15 protein-coding genes are annotated in these 18,791 nt (G+C 73.3%); 7 read left to right on the forward strand and 8 right to left on the reverse strand.

The genetic code is table 11. The features are described 5' to 3' along the window. Positions 1-21: 21 nt before the first annotated feature. Positions 22-2,457: a S53 family peptidase gene (locus DN069_RS04450; RefSeq protein WP_111499488.1), complete on the forward strand. Its 2,436-nt coding sequence runs from the start codon at positions 22-24 to the stop codon at positions 2,455-2,457. Here DN069_RS04450 and DN069_RS04455 read toward each other — a convergent pair. From DN069_RS04455 to DN069_RS04480, 5 genes are all read right to left on the reverse strand, one after another. Then, positions 2,379-2,669, reverse strand: coding sequence for a hypothetical protein (locus tag DN069_RS04455; protein ID WP_111499489.1), 291 nt, complete (start codon positions 2,667-2,669; stop codon positions 2,379-2,381). The two genes, DN069_RS04450 and DN069_RS04455, sit on opposite strands and share 79 nt — an antisense overlap. An 829-nt stretch (positions 2,670-3,498) precedes the next feature. Beyond that, the gene (locus DN069_RS04465) at positions 3,499-4,353 is read right to left on the reverse strand and encodes a universal stress protein (RefSeq protein ID WP_111499490.1); all 855 of its coding nucleotides are present in this window, start codon (positions 4,351-4,353) and stop codon (positions 3,499-3,501) included. Positions 4,354-4,386: 33 nt separating this feature from the next. After that, positions 4,387-7,137 carry a bifunctional acetate--CoA ligase family protein/GNAT family N-acetyltransferase gene (locus tag DN069_RS04470; RefSeq protein WP_111499491.1) on the reverse strand — a complete coding sequence of 917 codons (2,751 nt, stop codon included), beginning with the start codon at positions 7,135-7,137 and terminating at the stop codon, positions 4,387-4,389. Positions 7,138-7,264: 127 nt separating this feature from the next. Further along, on the reverse strand, positions 7,265-8,245 hold the full coding sequence (locus DN069_RS04475) for an Acg family FMN-binding oxidoreductase (protein ID WP_111499492.1): 981 nt from the start codon (positions 8,243-8,245) through the stop codon (positions 7,265-7,267). 254 nt (positions 8,246-8,499) lie between these two features. Continuing rightward, on the reverse strand, positions 8,500-10,878 hold the full coding sequence (locus DN069_RS04480) for a phosphoketolase family protein (RefSeq protein ID WP_111499493.1): 2,379 nt from the start codon (positions 10,876-10,878) through the stop codon (positions 8,500-8,502). Between the two features lie 315 nt (positions 10,879-11,193). Here DN069_RS04480 and DN069_RS04485 point away from each other — a divergent pair, with 315 nt between their 5' ends. The 5 genes from DN069_RS04485 to DN069_RS04505 all read left to right on the forward strand — a co-directional run bounded on the left by DN069_RS04485 (position 11,194) and on the right by DN069_RS04505 (position 15,366). Then, the gene (locus DN069_RS04485) at positions 11,194-11,799 is read left to right on the forward strand and encodes an Rv1733c family protein (protein WP_111499494.1); all 606 of its coding nucleotides are present in this window, start codon (positions 11,194-11,196) and stop codon (positions 11,797-11,799) included. Between the two features lie 245 nt (positions 11,800-12,044). Next, a complete protein-coding gene (locus DN069_RS04490) occupies positions 12,045-12,782 on the forward strand; it encodes a CBS domain-containing protein (protein WP_111499495.1) in 738 nt (245 codons plus the stop codon). A gap of 20 nt (positions 12,783-12,802) precedes the next feature. Beyond that, positions 12,803-13,372: a flavodoxin domain-containing protein gene (locus DN069_RS04495; RefSeq protein WP_243638902.1), complete on the forward strand. Its 570-nt coding sequence runs from the start codon at positions 12,803-12,805 to the stop codon at positions 13,370-13,372. Positions 13,373-13,422: 50 nt separating this feature from the next. Beyond that, on the forward strand, positions 13,423-13,863 hold the full coding sequence (locus DN069_RS04500; protein ID WP_165845365.1) for a chromate transporter: 441 nt from the start codon (positions 13,423-13,425) through the stop codon (positions 13,861-13,863). Between the two features lie 198 nt (positions 13,864-14,061). Continuing rightward, positions 14,062-15,366, forward strand: coding sequence for a cation:proton antiporter (locus tag DN069_RS04505; protein WP_243638903.1), 1,305 nt, complete (start codon positions 14,062-14,064; stop codon positions 15,364-15,366). Between the two features lie 12 nt (positions 15,367-15,378). On the opposite strand, the gene DN069_RS04510 is transcribed toward DN069_RS04505, so the two are convergent. Together DN069_RS04510 and DN069_RS04515 are read right to left on the reverse strand one after the other, a co-directional pair. Then, complete coding sequence (locus tag DN069_RS04510) at positions 15,379-15,753, reverse strand: pyridoxamine 5'-phosphate oxidase family protein (protein WP_165845366.1); 375 nt, start codon at positions 15,751-15,753, stop codon at positions 15,379-15,381. A gap of 88 nt (positions 15,754-15,841) precedes the next feature. Next, a complete protein-coding gene (locus tag DN069_RS04515) occupies positions 15,842-16,582 on the reverse strand; it encodes a response regulator (protein ID WP_111499498.1) in 741 nt (246 codons plus the stop codon). Positions 16,583-16,849: 267 nt separating this feature from the next. Between DN069_RS04515 and DN069_RS04520 the strand changes: the two genes are divergently transcribed. Next, complete coding sequence (locus DN069_RS04520) at positions 16,850-17,464, forward strand: CBS domain-containing protein (RefSeq protein ID WP_207892043.1); 615 nt, start codon at positions 16,850-16,852, stop codon at positions 17,462-17,464. A 210-nt stretch (positions 17,465-17,674) separates the two neighbouring features. Here DN069_RS04520 and DN069_RS04525 read toward each other — a convergent pair whose 3' ends face one another. Next, positions 17,675-18,547 (reverse strand): universal stress protein, encoded by an 873-nt coding sequence (locus DN069_RS04525; RefSeq protein ID WP_111499499.1) that lies wholly within the window; start codon positions 18,545-18,547, stop codon positions 17,675-17,677. Positions 18,548-18,791 lie beyond the last annotated feature (244 nt).

The raw sequence follows: 18,791 nt of genomic DNA on the forward strand, positions 1-18,791 counted from the left end.
TTTCGAGGAGACGGCCCCACCGTGAGCTACCCGCCCTACAACAACGGGCCCCGCGGCAACCCGCCACAGCCGAACAACCCGTACCAGAACGGCCCGTTCCCGCAGCAGCCGCCGCAGCCCCAGCAGCCCGGCCCGTACGGCGGCGGCCCGGCCGCGCCGCGGCCGCCCTACGGCGGGCAGCCCCCGTACGGCGGCGGTCAGCCGCAGCCGCCCTACGGCGCGGGCCGTCCTCCGTACGGCGCGCAGCCGCCACAGGGTGGGGGCATGCCGCCCTACGGTGGCGGCCGGCCGCCGTTCGGCGGGGGTCCGGGCGGACCCGGTGGCCCCGGCATGCCGGGCGGTCCCGGCGGACCGGGGGGACCGGGCGGACCGCGCGGCTCCAAGAAGGGCCTGCTGATCGCCCTCGGTGTCGTCCTCGTCCTCGTGGTCGGCGGCGTCGCCGTGGCCGCCGCCGGCGGCGGCCACCACACCACCGCCGGGGGCAACGGCGGCACCACCTCGTCGAACGGCGGCACCAGTTGGTCCCCGCCCAGCTGGGCGACGAAGGCGAACGACGTCGGCCCCGCCAGCCCCAGCACCGTCGTCCAGGGCACCGTCTGGATCGCCAAGCAGCACCCGCAGAACCTGGCCAGCTACGCCGCCCAGGTCGGCATGCCGGGCACCCCGGACTACCACAAGTATCTGACCCCGGATCAGTTCAACTCCACCTTCGTCAACGTCCAGGACGCCAGCAGCGCCGTCACCCAGTGGCTGCAGCAGGACGGCATGACGATCGTCAACTCGGACCCGCAGTCCATCATCGTCAAGACGACCCTGGCCAAGGTCGAGTCGACGCTGAAGGTGCAGATCGACCGGTTCAAGCACGACGGCCGGGTCGACATCGCGCCCACCAGCCAGCCGCAGTACCCCTCGAACGTCGGCGACTACGTCTCCAGCGTCACCGGCCTGACGACTTCCTCGCCGGTCGCCAGCTTCGCCGCCAAGGCCGCCGCGGTGAGCCCGAAGAAGAAGGGCAGGGCCGTCTCGGCGGGCGCCGGCAAGTTCGCACCCGGAGAGGTCACCGGGATCGACACCCAGTGGTGCAGCACCTACTGGGGCCAGAAGCACTACAACGACGCGCCGGACGCGCCCTGGGGCGCCCCGCTGCCGATGCCCGAGTGCGGGTACACGGCGAACCAGATGCGGCACGCCTACGGGGTCTCCGCCAGCGGCCTGACCGGCAAGGGCGTCACCATCGCCGTCGTCGACGCGTACAGCTCGCCGACCATCGTCCAGGACATGCAGCGCTACAACGCGGACATGGGCCTGCCCCAGTTCGCCCCGGGCCAGTTCACGCAGAAGGACCCGGTCGGCGGCTACGACCCCAGCACCACCCCGGACGACGTCTCGGGCTGGGCGGGCGAGGAGACGATGGACATCGAGGCCGTCCACATGATGGCCCCCGCCGCGAAGATCGTCTACTACGGCGCTCGCTCGACGAGCCAGTCGGACTTCGACAACGCGATGGAAGACATCGTCACCAAGCACTCCGCGGACATCGTCAGCTGCTCCTGGGGCGGTCAGGAGTCCCAGAACCCGGAGGAGGAGTACCAGGCGGACACCCAGATCTTCCAGCAGGGCGCCGTCGAGGGCATCGGGTTCAACTTCGCCAGCATGGACAACGGCGACTACACCACCCCCGCGCTCGGCAGCTCCGACCCGCACAACACCTCGCCGACCCCCGCGGTCGCCTTCCCCGCCTCCGACCCGTTCGCGACCGGCGTGGGCGGCACCAGCCTCGGCGTCAACGCCGACGGCAGCTACGGCTGGGAGAGCGGCTGGGGCGACGTGGACCGCCCGGTGTCCGGCAACGGCTGGGGCAGCCCCACGGACTTCGGCGGCGGCGCCGGCGGCGGCAACAGCAAGGTGTTCCCGCAGCCCGACTACCAGAAGGGCGTCGTCCCCGACTCCCTGGCGACCGGCACGACGGGGACCGCGCAGCGCGAGGTGCCCGACCTCGCCCTCGACGGCGACGGCGCCACCGGCATCCTCGAGGGCGAGACCATGAACGGCACGGTCAGCGTCAACCCCGGCTCGGGCAACGGCGTCACGTTCAGTGAGACCGGCGGCAAGTGGGGCTACTACGAGGACGGCGGCACCAGCCTCGCCACCCCGCTGTTCTCCGGGATGGAGGCGCTGGCCCAGCAGGCGGCCGGCGGCACCCCAGTCGGCTTCGTCAACCCCGTGCTCTACAAGCTGGTGGGCAGCCCCGAGCTGCACGACATCGTGGGCCCGCCGACCGGCCTCGGGCACGAGCCGGGCGAGGAGTCCTGGGACCAGAACCACAACCCGTTCATGGTCGCCATGGACTCCGACACCTCGCTGAAGGTGGCTCAGGGCTACGACGACGTGACCGGCGTGGGCACGGTCGCGCCGCCGTTCCTGACCTGGTTCAAGGACCACCCCAGCGGGCAGTAGCCGTCGGCGGCGGTCAGTGGGGTTCGGCGGCCCGGACCCCACTGAACTCCCTTGGTCTTGCGGCCCGCCCAGTCGTCCTCGAAGGCCACGTACATGCCCTGCGGCAGCGCGATCTGTCGGGAGATGTCCTGGCCGGCGGGCGGCGTGGCGGTGAACGTCGCCGTTCCGGCGGCCATCTGCGTGCCGGGATTTCGGGCGGTGCCGGTGAACACCGATCAGCTCAACGGCTGCTTGGGTGATGCGGATCTCTCGAAGTGCACCGTGATCGACCGTGTGCGACGTTTGCTGTGCGGTACGTGCCGCACGCTCGTCGAATTCGCACGCGGCGAGCACAGTCCGGGCGGACAGGCTCCGGGCACACGAGAAGCCCCTGGTCCAGATGACCGGGGGCTTCGTGCCTTCCTGGCATCCGTGATCAGGCGCTCCGCGTCAGCCGTTCGTGGGCTTGCGGGATCTGCACGGTGCTGGCGCCGCTGCGCGCGACTCGGCGTCACGGAGCTGCAGGTGATGCCGGACCGGGACCCGGTCGAGTTCGTGGAGCGGGTGGGGCAGGACGTGGTACCGGGGTTCGCCTCGATCGGCTGAGGGCACAGGCGCCGGCGTGGTACCGCGCGTCCTCGCTTGTCACTCGCGGCCGATGGCCAGCATCTGCTGCTCGCCGCCGGAGAGCGTTCCTGTTCCTGTTGGCGGCGTTCGGCGAGCACGGGGAACAGGCCGAAGACCCGATCGAGGTCCTCCTTGGGTACGCGCCGGAAGCGGTTGGCCCCCGGCCATCACTGGGATCCCCGGCGCCGCGTTCGCGCTGCTTTTGCCCGTCGCCGACTTCAGCCACGCCCAGACCCCGACCGCCGTGAAAGCGGCCGTGAACGACGCCAACAAGGGTCGCGACGCGATCTCCCTCTACGGCAGACGGAGATCTGGATCACGCCCCAGTGCAGGTAGTGCCCGGGGCCGTTCAGGTCGATGGGCGCGGCGAGCAGCCGTGCCGGAAGGGACGGGACGGGGAGCATGGGTCACCTTTTCCGGGAACCAGGGCGTGCGTCAGGCGTGCGGAACGATCGCGACGGCGCTGTGGCCGTAGTGGACGGCCGCGTGGGCCGCGGGGCCGAGCGCCGAGACCGCGCGCTGCCGGCGACGGCCGAGGACGAGCAGCCCGGCGTGGTTCGCCTCGTCCACGAGGATGTGCGCGGCGCTTCCGGTCCGCACGTCGATGTGCAGCCGGACGCGCGGGTATTTCTCCGCCAGCGGCTGCAGGAGAGCTTGCAGCTTCTCGGTCACGTCCTCCTGGATCGCGGTGCGCTCGGCGTCTCCGGGCGGGAGCGTGCCGATGGCCCACCAGATGGACGGCAGCCAGGCGTGTACCACGCGCAGCGCGCTGTTGCGCCGTTCGGCCTCGGCGAGCGCGAACTCGATCACCGGGGCCCGGCCCTCGCCGAGCTCCAGGCCGAGGACGACGTCGTGGCGCGGCAGGCGCGGGTCGGCGTGGTCGCGGACCAGGACGACGGGGTACTCGGCACGGCCGGCCGTCTCCAGGGCCGTCGATCCGAGGAGCAGCCCGGCGAAGCCGCCGGTGCCGCGTGAGCCGAGGACGAGGGTGCTGCCGTGCTCGGCCGCGTGCAGCAGCTGGGTCGGGGCCTCACCCGCCAGGAGCTCGTAGTCGACCTGCAGACCCAAGTGTCGGGCGCGCAGGTCCTCGACGGTCCGGCCCAGCAGGTCCACGGCCTCGGACTGAAGCCTGACGTAGGCGTCCGGTACGGGCGTGCCCTCGCGGTGCGGCCAGTGGGCGAGGACCAGCCGCACCGGGGAGCCGGTGAGCATTGCCTCGCCGGCGGCCCATTCGGCGGCGGCCAGACTCGGCTTGGAGCCGTCGAAGCCGACGATCAGGGGGAGTGCCATGGCGGTTGCTTCCTTTCCGTGGGGAAGAGATGGTCAGGCGGGCTCGCCGGGTGCGTCGGGAAGGCGACGCAGACGGCGCAGGTAGGGGTCGGGGATGCGACGCGGCTCCACGCGGACGCGGGCGTCCACGCAGACGATGCTGTGGGGGCCGCAGATCAGCGGATTGAGGTCGGCCTCGGCGAGCTGCGGGAGGTCGGCGGCCATCCGGCCCAGCCGGGCCAGGACGTCCTCCAGGCGTTCCAGATCGACGGGTGGGCGGTCGCGGTAGCCGAACAGCAGCGGCGTGGTGCGCAGTGAGGTGAGCATCGCCGAGATGTCGGTGCCGGTGAGCGGAGCCAGCCGGGCGGTGCGGTCGTCGAGCAGGTCGGCGGTGGTTCCGCCCGCGCCGAAGACGACGAGGGGGCCGAAGACCGGATCCTGGGCCACCCCTGCGAGCAGTTCCGTCCCGGTCGCCTGGCGCGGCTGCACCAGCACGCCGTCCAGCCGCTCGCCGAAGCGTGCGGCGAAAGCCCGGTACGCGGCGCGCACCTGCTCGTCCTCGGCGCTGGTGACCCGCAGCGCGCCGAGGCCGCTCTTGTGGATCTGTCCGGGCCAGTGGGCCTTGAGCACCACCTCACCGCCCTCGCCCGTGCGCGCGAGAACGCGGGCCGCCTCGACCACGGAGTCCTCGCCCTGGCACCAGATCGCGTCCACCAGGGGCAGGCCGTAGCAGTCCAGCAGGCGGGCCACCAAAGGGGGTTCGAGCCAGCCGCCGTCGGGGTGCTGGCCGAGGTACCGCTCCACGAGTGCGGCGGCCTCGGTCGGGCGGGAACCGGGGGTTTCGCGCTCCGACGACATCGGCTGGGCCAGCCAGCGGGAGCGGCGCAGCGCTTGTGCGAGGGCGCGGGCGGCGGACTGCGCGTCGGCGTAGGCGGGGATGCGCGACCCGTCGGCGCAGTCGAGGAACCGGACCGGTTCGCGTTGGTCCAGCAGGACGGCGGCAACCGGTCGGGTCCGGCGGCCGGGGCCGGCGAGCAGCGGAGCCAGGGCCTCCTCGGCGGTCCTCGCCGCGCCGAGCGCGGTCGGCGCCAGGCAGAGCAGCACCGCCTCGACGGCGCCGCTCTCCGCGAGCGCGTCCACGGCCGCCACCAGTGTCTCGGCCGGCGCGGCGGCGGTCGCGTCGACGGGGTTGGCCGTGGCGGCTCCCTCCGGCAGCAACTCGGCCAGGCGCAGGGCCAGCGGCGCGGGCAGTTCCGGCACCGTCAGGCCGTGATCGGTGCACGCGTCGGCCGCCAGCACGCCGATGCCGCCCGCATTGGAGACGACGGCGACGGTGCCGGTGATGCCGGGCAACGGCTGGGAGTCGAGGAGCGCGGCCGTCTCGACCAGTTCCGCGATCGAGTGGGTCGCGGTGATGCCGGCCTGGGTGAACAGCGCCTGCCGGGTGACGGTCGGGGTGGCGGCCGCCGCGGTGTGCGAGGCGGCGCCGCGACGCCCGGCCACGGAACGGCCCGCGTCCACCGTGAGGATCGGCATGCTGCGGGCCACCCGACGTGCGGTACGGGAGAAGGCACGCGGATTGCCGAAGGACTCCAGGTGCAGCAGAGCGAGCCTGGTGCGGCCGTCCTGCTCCCACCACTGCAGCAGGTCGTTCCCGCTGACGTCGTACTTGTCGCCGAGCGAGACGAAGTCGGAGACGCCGATGCCGAGCGCGTCCAACTGCTCCATCAGCGCGATCCCCACGCCGCCGGACTGGACAGCGACGCCGGCGGCGCCGGGCTTGGGCGCTGTCCGGCCGAACTCGGCGTCCAGCCCCACCTCGGGGTCGGTGACGGCCAGGCCCAGGCAGTTGGGGCCGACCAGGCGCATGCTGTGGCGGCGGCAGGCGCGGAGCAGACGAGTGGACTGGGTCCGGGACAAGCCGGAGGTGAGCACCACGAGAGCCCGCACGCCGCGCTGCCCGCACTCCTCGGCCACCGCGGCCACCTGGTTCGCGGGGACGGCCAGGACCGCGAGTTGGGGAGTGCCGGGGAGGGCGTCGAGCGACGGGAAGCAGAGCAGCCCGTCGATCTGCCCGGCATGCGGGTTGACCGGCCAGAGGGAACCGGTGAAGCCGCCGTGACGGATCTTCAGCAGCAGGCTGTGCCCGACCGTTCCGGGCCGGCGGGAGACGCCGACGACGGCGACGGACCGCGGCCGCAGCAGCGGCCGCAGGCTGGCGATGTCGGCCCGGCTGCCGCGCGCCTCGACCGCGTCGAGATACGGGGTCGAGGTCTCGTCGAGGACGGCCTCGATCCGGACCTGCGCGTCGGCCCAGTGACGGTTCGTGGCCAGACCCAGGTCGGTGAAGACCTTGTGCATCGCATGGTTGTCGGCGAGTGCGTCGGCGAGCAGGACATGGATGTCCTGGGCGCGCGCGGCGTGGACCAGGTGCTCGATGAGGAGGGTGGCCACCCCGCGGTGGTGCCAGTCGTCGGCGACGGCGACGGCCAGCTCGGCCCGGCTCGGGTCGTCGGCCTCCGTCTCGCACTCGACGACGCCCACGAGTTGCCCGCTGTCCGGCTCGAACGCGCCGAGGGCGACGAAGCCCGGACGCGGCGGGGTGCACAGCCGGTCGGCGGTGAGCTCCGGCGCGCGGCGGCTGATGCCGAAGAAGCGCAGCCGCTGGTTCTCCGGCGACATCCGGCGTGCGTGCAGGTCGGCGATCGCGTCGTGGTCGCCCGGCGTGAGCGGGCGAATCGTGACCACGGTGCCGTCGGCGAGCAACGCCTCGGCGGTGCGGGGGACTTCGGACTGAGTGACCATCGTGCGCCGCCTTCTGGGGAGGGGGACAGCCGGGAGACCCGGGCCGGGCCCGGGCACGACAGCACTCTGCTCCTGGCGAGCGCCGCCTTGGAGGGCCGTTCGGCCCCGGGGGAGGGGCCGATCAGGCTCAGTCGAGGGACTTGGTGGCGGCCGCTCTCGGGGTGGGCGGGCCGTCGGGCCCATAGCCCAGCCGGATGATCATCTGGACGTGCTCGGGTCCGCTGCGCGGGTCGCGCAGCATCCAGCGCAGATCGGGCCACTCGATCGCCTGGTGCAGCAAGGAGGTCCGGACCTGGTCCCGGGTGGCCAGCAGCAGCAGGTGCTGCAGGGCGAGGCCGGTCCGCAGCCAGTCCGCGCGGAGGTCGTGCGGGGTGGCGAGGACGGCCAGCTGCGGGTGCGGCTCGAACGGGCGCGACGGCAGGCGCATCGGGGGTCGGAGGCTGGTGAAGTCCCGCATCGGGAGGTGCCCCGCTGCGTCCTGCGGCCCCAGGGCCTCGGGCGGGATGCCGAAATCGTTCTCGGCGCGCGGCCGGATCCAGGCACGGCTCTCGTCGCGCCGAGCCTGGTCCGTCATGGTGCGGACCTCGGCCTCGCGGGTGAGCGCGAGCAGACGACGGGCCTCGTCGACGTCGGGGAGGTGCACGACGGCGCCCTCGGCCAGGGCGGCCTCGACCAGCTCGGCGCGGAGCGTGGCGGGTATCGGCTGGGGCGAGAACGGCTGACGGCTGGAGTGCCGGCGCCAGATCTGCTCGTACAGCTCCGGCGCGCGGGTGTCCCCGGCGCTCCGCGAGCGCCCGGCCAGCCGGACGGAGGCGAGCAGCTGCGGCTCGTGCGGATCCGGCAGCAGCCGCAGCACGGGCTCCCAGCCCCGGTGCGCGACGGCCAGCCGCAGATTGAACGCGGCGGCGCCGACGGAGACGTGCAGTCCGCGCCCCTCGGGGTCCTCGGCCCGCAGCTCGCGGTCGAGGGCCGCGCGGATCTCGACGGTGCGCGTGCGCGGCTCCAGCCGGAAGCGCCACGGCTGGGTGTTGTGCATGGACGGTGCGGCGACGGCGGCGGAGACGAGCTCCTCCAGGACGGCGGCGTCCAGGACTGCGGTGGTGGTCATGGCGCGCTCCTGCGAAAGCGGGGCGGCGGCGGGGACGCCGCCTTCTCCGAGCCTGCGCGCGGACGCTCGGAGCGCAGGAGGGCCGCTCGGGGCGTCAGGGGCTGCCGAACGGCCCTACCTGTCGTTGCACCATCTCCGGTGGCGGAGCCGTCAAGGCGCGTGCGCGAACAACCGCCCCCCACGCGGCGGAGCTGTCCATCGGCAGAGCCCTCCCGCGCCCCTGCGGTCGTGCAAGTGGCCGTCGGGCAACGGGCTCAGCCGGTCCAGGACCAGTCCGCGACCTCCGGGAGGTCCGTGCCGTGCTCGCGGATCCACGCGGCGTGGCGGGTGCGGACGTCCGCCATCCGCTGGCGGACCGTCGCCGCGCGGGCGGCCAGGCCCGGGACGCGGTCGATGACGTCCATGACCAGGCGGTACCGGTCCAGGTCGTTGCGGACCACCATGTCGAACGGCGTGGTCGTCGTCCCGGACTCCTTGTAGCCACGCACGTGCAGCTGCGGGTGGACCGCGCGGCGGTAGGCGAGGCGGTGGATCAACCAGGGGTAGCCGTGGTACCCGAAGATCACCGGCTTGTCGCGGGTGAAGACCGCGTCGAACTCGGCGTCCTTCAGCCCGTGTGGATGCTCCTCGGCCGGCAGCAGCCGTGCCAGGTCGACCACGTTGACCACCCGGACGGCCAGTTCCGGCAGTTCCCGCCGCAGCAACTGCGCGGCAGCCAGCACCTCCTGGGTCGGCACGTCGCCCGCGCACGCGAGCACCACGTCCGGCTCGCGCTCGCCGCGCTCGGTGCCCGCCCACTCCCAGATACCGAGGCCCCGCGCGCAGTGGGCGCGGGCCTCCTCCAGGCCCAGCCAGTCGAAGCAGGGCTGCTTGCCCGCGACCACGACGTTGACGTAGTCGCGGCTGCTCAGCACATGCTCGGCCACGGACAACAGCGTGTTGGCGTCCGGCGGGAAGTAGACCCGGACGGCCTCGGGGCTCTTGTTGAGCACGTGGTCGACGAAGCCGGGGTCCTGGTGCGAGAAGCCGTTGTGGTCCTGGCGCCACACGTGTGAGGTGAGCAGGTAGTTGAGCGAGGCGATCGGTGCCCGCCAAGGGATGGTGCGGGTGGTGCGCAGCCACTTGATGTGCTGGTTGACCATGGAGTCGACGATGTGGACGAACGCCTCGTAGCAGGAGAACAGGCCGTGACGGCCCGTCAGCAGATAGCCCTCCAGCCAGCCCTGGCACAGGTGCTCGGACAGCACCTCCATGACCCGGCCGTCGCGGGCGAGGTGCTCGTCCACCGGCAGGACCTCGGCCTGCCAGGCCTTTCCGGTGGCGGCGTAGACCGCCTGGAGCCGGTTGGAAGCGGTCTCGTCCGGGCCGACCAGGCGGAAGTCGCGGCGCTGCGCCGTGTCGGCCATGACCTGGGCGAGGTAGTCGCCCAGCACCCGCGTCGGTTCGTGCAGCGTCGCGCCGGGCTTGTCGACCGGCACGGCGAACCGCTCCAGCTCGCGCAGCGGGAGGTCACGTCGGAGCAGGCCGCCGTTGGCGTGCGGGTTGGCGCCCAGACGCCGTGCGCCGGACGGGATCCGTGCGAGGACCGCCGCGACCGGACGGCCCTCGGCGTCGAACAGCTCCTCCGGACGGTAGGAGCGCAGCCACGCCTCCAACTGCCGCAGGTGCTCCGGGTTCTCGCGGACCTGGTCCAGCGGGACCTGGTGGGCGCGCCAGGTGCCCTCGACCGGCAGGCCGTCCACCTCCGCGGGGCCGGTCCAGCCCTTGGGCGTGCGCAGCACGACCATGGGCCAGCGGGGCCGCTCCGTCGAGCCGTCGACCCTGGCCGCGTGCCGGGCGCCGGCGATCGCGTCCAGAGCCGTGTCGAAGGCGGCGGCGAGCGCGCGGTGCACGGCGGCGGGTTCGTCGCCGGTGACGTGGATCGGCGTGTAGCCGTAGCCGCGCAGCAGTTCGTCCAGCTCACGCTCGGGCAGGCGGGACAGGACGGTCGGGTTGGCGATCTTGTAGCCGTTCAGGTGCAGGATCGGCAGCACCGCGCCGTCGTGCACGGGATCAAGGAACTTGTTGCTGTGCCAGGAGGCGGCCAGGGGCCCGGTCTCCGCCTCGCCGTCGCCGACGACGCAGGCGACCACCAGGTCCGGGTTGTCGAAGGCGGCGCCGTAGGCGTGGGCGAGGGCGTAGCCGAGCTCGCCGCCCTCGTGGATCGAGCCGGGAGTCTCCGGTGCTACGTGGGACGGGACCCCGCCGGGGAAGGAGAACTGGCGGAAGAGCCGGGCCATCCCGGCCTCGTCGCGGGTGATGCTGGGGTAGTGGTCGGTGTAGCTGCCGTCCAGCCAGGAGCAGGCCAGCACGGCCGGCCCCCCGTGGCCTGGGCCCCAGACGCACAGCGCGTCCAGGTCCCGGTCGCGGATCACGCGGTTGAGGTGCGTGTGCACCAGGTTGAGGCCGGGGGAGGTACCCCAGTGGCCCAGCAGCCGCGGCTTGATGTGCTCCGGGCGCAGCGGCTCGCGCAGCAGCGGGTTGTCCATCAGGTAGATCTGTCCGACGGCCAGGTAGTTGGCGGCACGCCAGTGGGCGTCCAGCTCGGCCAGCTCGGCCTCGGTCAGTTGGGCGTCGGTCAGCGGTGCGCTCATGGTCGGCTCCCCCTCCGGGAGTGCGGGCGACGGCGTCTTCCCTCTTCACGGTCCACCGTGGCGGGCCACGGCGCCGGTCGGACAGGGCCGACCGGCCCACAGTCCCCGGCGCAGGGGCCGTTCGGCGTGTCGGTGGGGCCCGGCCGGTCCTGCCCGGCGCGGGGCGGGAGCGGAAGTCTGGAACCACGGCGGCCACCGTCAAGCCCGAGCGGGCCCGGCCTCTCGACAAGGCACAGCCACCACCCAGGAGGCCGGGCGCTCCGAGGCACAGGACCGTCGAACAACCACCGAGGCACCAACGAGGAGGCGAGACCCATGGCAACCCCCGCAGCCGCGCCGCGTCCGTCCGTCCCCGCCCCGAGACGCTCCCGTCTCGCGCTGGCCCGGGCCCGTCACCACAGCCTGCTGCGGCGGCGGACCGACCGGTGGCGCTCGGTCGTGGTGCAGCTCCAGGTGCTCGCCGCCCTCGCGGCTGCGGCGCTGTGCGCGCTGCTCGGGATGTCGGTCTACCAGCAGGGCCACGCCCACGCCCTCCAGCAGGCCCGGCAGTTGCACCCGGTCCAGGCCCGCATCGTCGCCCAACCCTACGGAACGGGCGCGGGCGGCGAGATGGCCCAGGTCAGCTGGACCACCACCGACGGTAGGACGCACCAGGGCATCGCGGGTGTGCCGATGGCCGACCAGGTGGGCGACCGGACGCAGATCTGGCTGGACGCCAGCGGCAGCCCGGCGAGCGCGCCCGCCTCGGCACAGGACGTCGCCGGCACCGCCGTCCTCACCGGCCTGCTGACGGTGATCGGCGCCTGGAGCGTCGTGGTCAGCGTCGGCGCCTACGCCCGCTCCCGCTTGCAACGCGAGGACGAGCGTGCGTGGGGGGCCGAGTGGCAGGTCTACGAGCCACAGTGGTCGCGACGCGCGTGAGCAGGGCCGTTCGGCCCCGCGGGAGGGACGCCCCGGCCCAAGCCGGGGCGTCCTCGCGTGACCAGGGTGGGAGCACCGATCCCCGACGCGGCCCCTGGGCCGGTTCGGACCGCCCAGCGGAGCATTCGGGGCCGGTCGGCCCACGGGCACGGACCCTCGCGGCCCACGACGCACCGGCCAGCCCCGGTGCACCGTGAAGACAGGAACTCTCCCGGAACGAGGAACGAGGAACGAGGAGCGAGGCCATGACCAGGACCGTGAACCGGCCCTCCGGCGACGGTGCGCCGCTGCCCCAGACATCCGTGCCGAGGCACCGCCGGGTCGGGGAGCTGATGACCCAGCAGGTGTTCGCGATCGAACCCGACGCCGACTTCACGGCCGCGCTCGCGGCGCTGCGCGAGACCGGTCACGAGGACCTGCCGGTCGTCGACAAGCAGGGCCGCCCGATGGGCATCGTCTGCGCGCCCGACCTGCTCGCCAAGCTTGCCGCGACCGCGCTGCCCGAGGCCTCCCTCTTCGAGACCCGCCGCACCCGCGAGATCCGCCGCCGCGCCGGCGCGGTCGCCGTCTCCGAGCTGATGACCACCCCGGTCTGCACCATCACGGCGCAGGACACGGCCGCGGAGGCCGCCCTGCTGGCGCTGCGCCACCGGGTCCACCACCTGCCCGTCGTCGACGAACACCGCCGCCTGGTCGGCCTGGTGACCCTGACCGATCTGCTCGAAGCCCTGCGCCGCACCGACGCGGAGATCGAGGCCGAGGTGCGGATCGTCGCGCTCGGGTACGAGTTCGGCGTCAAGGCCGCGACGCTCCACGTCACCTGCGAGCGCGGCCGGGTGCTGCTCGACGCCCGGACCTCGCTGCGCACCCAGGCCGAGCGCCTGATCGCCCGGGTCCGCACCGTCGAGGGCGTCGTCGACCTCGCGGAGACCGTGCGCTGGGAGATCGACGACTCGCTGCGCCCCGGAGCCCCCAAGGCCTGATCCGTGAAAGTGAGCCCACCATGACCACCCCCGGCATGCCCAGCACCCCCGACGCCCCTCACCACGCCAGAAACGTCCTGGTCGCCTACGCCAGTCGCGGCGGCGCCACCGCTGAGATCGCGCGGTGGCTGGCCGAGCGGCTGCGCGGAGAGGAGGACGCCCCCGAGGTCACCGTCGCCGAGATCTCCGACGACCTCGACCCCAGCGGCTACGACGCCGTCATCCTCGGCTCCGCCCTCTACGAGGGGCGCTGGATGCGATCCGCCTCCCGCTTCGCCCGACGCCACCGCCACGAGCTGGAGCACGTCTGGGTCTGGGCTTTCAGCAGTGGTCCGTTGGACGACTCGGCGACCACGGACGAGGTGCTCATCACGCACAGCGCCGACCGCGCCACCCGTCGCGTCCTCGCCCGTGACCACGTCACCTTCGGCGGCCGCCTGGCCCCGGACTCGCGCGGCTGGCTCGCCCACGCGATGGTCGAGGGCGGCCACGGCGGCGACTTCCGCGACCGCGCGCAGATCGACGCCTACGCCGACCAGATCGCCGGCGAGCTGTCGATGCTTCCCCGGCTCCGCCACCCCGTCCTGTGACCGTGTGCCCGCGGGGCCGTGGGCCTGCCGGTGCCGGTGCCCGTGCCGGGGTGGGCGCGGGTTCGGTGGAGACCGCGGCCGCGCGGCGTCGCGCGAGCGCGCGAAGGTGCCAGATCACCGCGGGCCCCGTCGTCCGGACCGTCGCGGTGGACGGCTACGCCGCCGCCGGGGTCGGCGGCGGACTGCTCGCCGCCGCCGTCGCCTTCACGCCGTCGTTCCTGTTCGTGCTGTTCGGCGGCCGCCACTTCGACCGGCTCCGGGCCAGCACGCACGTCCAGGCGTTCCTCACCGGCGCCGGCCCCGCCGTCAACGGCGCCATCGCCGGCTCGGCGATCCCGCTCGCCCTCGCGCTCACCCACGCCTGGCAGTACGCCGTGCTCGCCGCAGCCGCGCTCTGGCTGCTCGCCCTTCGGCGCGGGGTCGTCAGCGCGCTGCTCGCCGCCGGAGCGATCGGCGTCGTCGGCGCCCTCGCGGGCCTTACGGTCGGCTGAGGCCCAGCGCTCAGGGACGTTCGGCCGAACCCGCCATGGCTTCGGGGCGGTGGGTGTCGCCGAGCGCGCCAAGGACCACGTCCTGATGCCTGAGCGGAGACCACCCGAACGGTGCACGCGTCGCTTCCAGCTCCCCGTCACCCGCTGCCCCAGAGTTGGCTGACGACGACGTCCCGGCCGTGTGAGGGGAGCCACCTCGTGAGCGACACCGCCTGGACGGGAGTGGCCGTGGCGGGGATCGCGGCCGCCTATGCGCTCGCGTCACGGCGACTTGCCGTCACACCGGTGACCGCTCCGATCGTCTTCGTCGGCTTCGGGATCCTGATCGGCCCCGTGGGACTGGACCTGGTGAGTCTGCAGCAGGACAGTGCGCAACTGCGCACCCTGGTGGAGGGCGCGCTGACCCTCGTGCTGTTCACGGACGCGACCACTGTGCGCCCGGCCGAGCTGCGCACCGAAGGCGCGCTGTCCGGACGGCTGCTCTCGGTCGGGCTGCTCCTCACGCTCGGGGCCGGGTGGCTGCTGGCCTGGCCGCTCCTGCCGGGCCTGACCGTGTGGGAGTTGGCACTGGTGGCCGCGATCCTCGCACCCACCGACGCGGCGCTGGGCAAGAGCGCCATCTCCGACCCTCGCGTGCCGAGCCTGGTACGGCAGACGCTGAACGTCGAGAGCGGCCTGAACGACGGCCTCGTACTGCCCTTCTTCGTGCTGATCCTGGCAGCCGTCCCGGGCACGTCCTACGCACAGGAGGGGGAGGGCGGGACGTTCTGGCGCGCGCTGCTGCTCAGTCCCGTTCTCGGCCTCGCGGTCGGAGGGATCGGAGGCCGGCTCCTCGCCTGGTCCCGCGACCGCCGCTGGGTCACCAGGGACTGGCGTCAGATCTATGTGCTCGCCGTGGCCGCCGGCGCGTACGGACTGGCCGTGATCACCCACGGCAGCGGCTTCATCGGGGCGTGGGTCGGGGGATTCGCTTTCGCCTTCGCCCAGCGCGGCAGCGAGCGTCCTCCGCATGACGTGGCCCGCACGACCGAGCTGGCCGAATACCTCGGCAGCCTGCTGGCGATGCTGAGTCTGCTGTTCTTCGGCGCCGTGCTGCTTGGTCCCGCCCTGCAGCACCTGAGCTGGCGGATCGTCGGCTACGCGGTGCTGAGTCTCACCGTGATCAGAATGCTGCCGGTCGCACTGGCCCTGCTCGGCAGCGGGCTCAAGCGGCCGACCGTGGCGTACGTCGGCTGGTTCGGCCCTCGGGGACTCGCCTCCGTCGTGTTCGGGCTCCTGGTCGCGGAGGAACACATCCGTGGCGCCGAACTGATCAGCGGAGTGGTCGCGGTCACCGTGGGGCTCAGCGTGCTGCTTCACGGCGCGTCGTCGGTGGCACTGGCCACTCGCTACGGGCACTGGTACGCACGAGCCGCCACCAGGTCCGACCTGCGCGAGAGCGCCGCCACGCCCGTCACCCCGCGCCGACGCGGTCCGGGGCCGCTCGAACAGCCCGACAGCTGATCGACGGCGTCGTCAGGAGTGCTGGGTCGGCTCGTGGAAGCGGCGGCCGTGGACGGCCTCGGGGAGGATGTGGATCTCCACGGCGCCGTTGGCCGGGTCCTCGGCGCCGACCACCGCGCGGCCCAAGAGGGTGACGCACCAGCCGGTGCCGTCGTGGTCGTGGAGGTCGTCGGCCTCGAAGGCGACCAATGTGCCGCCGATGGCCTGTGCCAGGCCCGAGTCGGAGGCCGTGCGCAGCAGCACGCCGCCGTCCGGGGCGACGCGGAACGGAGCGGGCCAGACGGCGGGCATCGCGGCGACCGTGTAGATGACGCGGCCGGTCCGCGCGTCTGCCAGGAGGTCCAGCGCGCTGCCGCGGTCCAGGTGCTCTGCTCGCAACGTCGTCATGCCTTCGATCGTCGCCGCCGGGAGGCGGGCCGGGGGAGGGGCCAAGGGCCCGAGCGCCCCCGCCGACCGGCCCCATTGGACGGAACGGTCATCGCCGCGTGGCGCCTCCATGCATGCCACCGGTACCCCCCGCGGCGTGGTCGGCCGCCTGGGAGGCGATCACCGCGGCCTGGACGCGGCGCTCCACGCCGAGCTTGGCGAGCATGCGGGAGATGTGGTTCTTGACGGTTTTCTCCGCGAGGTAGAGACGCCGGCCGATCTCGCGGTTGGTCAGCCCCTCGCCGATGAGGACCAGGATGTCGCGCTCACGGTCCGTCAGCTCCGCCAGGGCGTCGGGCTGCTGCCGAGCCTGGGTGGCCTCACCGCGCAGTCGGGCCATCAGGCGGGTGGCGGCGCCCGGGTCCAGCATCGACTGGCCGGCGCCGACCGTGCGCACGGCGGAGATCAGGTCCGTGCCGCTGATCTGCTTGAGCACGTACCCCGAGGCCCCGGCCATGATGGCGTCCAGCAGCGCGTCCTCGTCGTCGAACGAGGTGAGCATCAGACAGGCCAGGTCGGGCAGCTGCGAGCGTAGTTCACGGCAGACGGTGATGCCGTCGTCGTCGGGTAGGCGCACGTCCAGCACGGCCACGTCGGGGCGGAGCGCCGGCACCCGGGCCAGCGCCTGCGCGCAGGTGGACGCGTCGCCGACGACCTCAAGACCGGGCTCCGCGTCCAGCATGTCGTGCACCCCGCGGCGGACCACCTCGTGGTCGTCCAGCAGGAAGACCCTGATCGTGCCTGCGCCCGCGCCGGTGGCGGCCTGCGCCCCGGAGGTGTCGCCCGTCATCCTCTACCCCATGTCCTCGGATCTGCGGTGCCTCGGTCCCGGTCCGACTGCTCGCTGCGCGGGTGATCCACACGATCCTCCCGCCGGGCCCGGGACCTTCGATAGGGCCGAACGGTCCCCTCATCGCGCTAACCGCGAGACACGGCACAGGCCGACCGGCCGTGTGTCCTGCCCGTCCGACTCAGGCCGTCCGGCCATGCTCGCGGAACACTGGTTCCACGCGACCGGGAGACCACGTCGCGCGACCTCAACCCGGAGGGAGCCGTCATGACCAGGCAGATTCCCTGGAGCGGCGACACCGTCGCCGACGTGATGACCCACGCCGTCGCGGCCGTCGGCCGCGACGCGGGGATCGACGAGATCGTGGAGACGCTGAACGCCCGCCGCGTCAGTGCGCTGCCCGTCCTGGCCGGCGACGGCCGGGTGGTGGGAGTGGTGTCCGAGTCCGACGTCATCGCGGCCGAACTCGCCGATCCCGCCACGGCGTCCGCAGTGACCGCAGGGCGGCTGATGAGCACGCCGGCGGTCACCGTGCATCCCGAGGCCTCGCTGGCCGAAGCCGCGAGCACGATGCTGAAGCGCAAGGTCAAGCGGCTCCCGGTGGTCGACGCCGAAGACCGTCTGAGCGGCATCGTGAGCCGCGCCGACGTGCTGAAGATCTTCCTCCGCGGCGACGACGACGTGGCACGCCACATCCGCTTCGAACTGCTGACCGCGCTCGACGCGCGGACGGAGGCCGGGATCGACGTGTCCGTGGCCGACGGGCACGTGCACCTTTCCGGCCGGATCCCGCCGGAGCCGGGGCCGGCCGTGCTGACCCGGCTGGTCGAGGGAGTCCCGGGCGTCGTGGACGTCATGGTCGACCCGGTGCCCGCGGCCTGAGCGGCCCGCCGCGACGTCGTCGCCGGGGTCAGGCTCCGGGGAACGGATTTTTGGGGAACGGATCTTCGCCTCGCCCCCGCCCGGTCGGCGGCGAGGCGAAGCCGGTCCGCGTCGTCGAGGTCGATCCAGGCCGGCATCACAGCCTGGCGGACCAAGTCGCAAGTCGGCCGCCGTCCGCGCCACGGGGCGGGGACGGCGGCCGGTTGCCACTCAGTGGGGCACCACCGCGACCGGTGCGTGGGCGAGGTGCAGGACACGGTGCGGGACGCGCCCGATCGGCAGGCTGAAGCGCTGGGCGTGCTTGCGGTGCGCGCCGACGACCACCAGCGCGGCGTCCTTCGACGCGTTCACGATGGCCTCCTCGGCCAGTCCGAGCTCGACCTGGACGTTCACCTGGACGCCCGGGTGCGCACTGCGGGAGGCAGCCAGGAGCTCCTCCAGTTCGGCCGTCTCGTCGGCCGTGCGCTGGGCCTGGTCCTGCGGCGGGACCGAGATGAAGCCCGGGAAGGCCTGGGGGTACATCCACGTCCGGACGACCTTGAGCGGGACGCCGCGACGTTCGGCCTCGGCGAAGGCGAACTCGATCGGCTCGGCCTCGCCCGGGGCGACGCCGACGACCACTGGGCCGTTCGGGTCCGGGGCGCCCTCGACGGGCACCAGGACGGCGGGGACGGGGGTGTGCCCGGCGACACCCTCGCTGACCGATCCCAGCAGGAAGGTCATGAAGGGGTTGAGTCCCCGGCGGCCGGTCACCAGCAGGCTGGTGCCGTTCGACGCCATCCGCAGCAGCCCCTCGACCGCGCCCTCCTCGATCAGCTCCGGCTCCACCTGGAGCCCGGGGTGACGCTTGCGCATGTCCTCGGCGGCGCCCTCCATGAAGTCCCATGCCGCCTTGCGGGCGCTGTCGACCATGTCCGGCTTGTACGCCTCGGGCAGACGGTAGGCCTGCATGCTCCACGCGTGGCCGATGCGGAGCACCACGCCGCGCAGGAGCGCCTCGTCGGCGGCCCATTCCAGGGCCACCCGGGCGTTCTCGGAAGTGTCGAGGCCCACCACCACGGCCTCGGTCGGAGAGCTGTTCATCAGTGCCTCCAGCCTGGGTGTCGGGGAGGCGCTGCGGCCTCGCCGACGGTGTCACCTCCAGACTGGCACCGACCGCCCATCACGCGCAGGGCTGACCGGGCCGCTCCGCAGGGCCGGTCGGCCTGAACCACGTGGTGGGTCCCCGCAGCCGGTACGGCTGAAGGCGTCGCGCCGAGACTCAGGCGAGGCGGCGTCGGGAACCTGGTCCTCGCGTCGGTGAGCCCGCAGCACGCCGGGCGCACCG

The sequence above is a fragment of the Streptacidiphilus pinicola genome (assembly GCF_003258295.1).
In the GTDB taxonomy this organism is placed as follows: Bacteria; Actinomycetota; Actinomycetes; order Streptomycetales; family Streptomycetaceae; genus Streptacidiphilus; species Streptacidiphilus pinicola.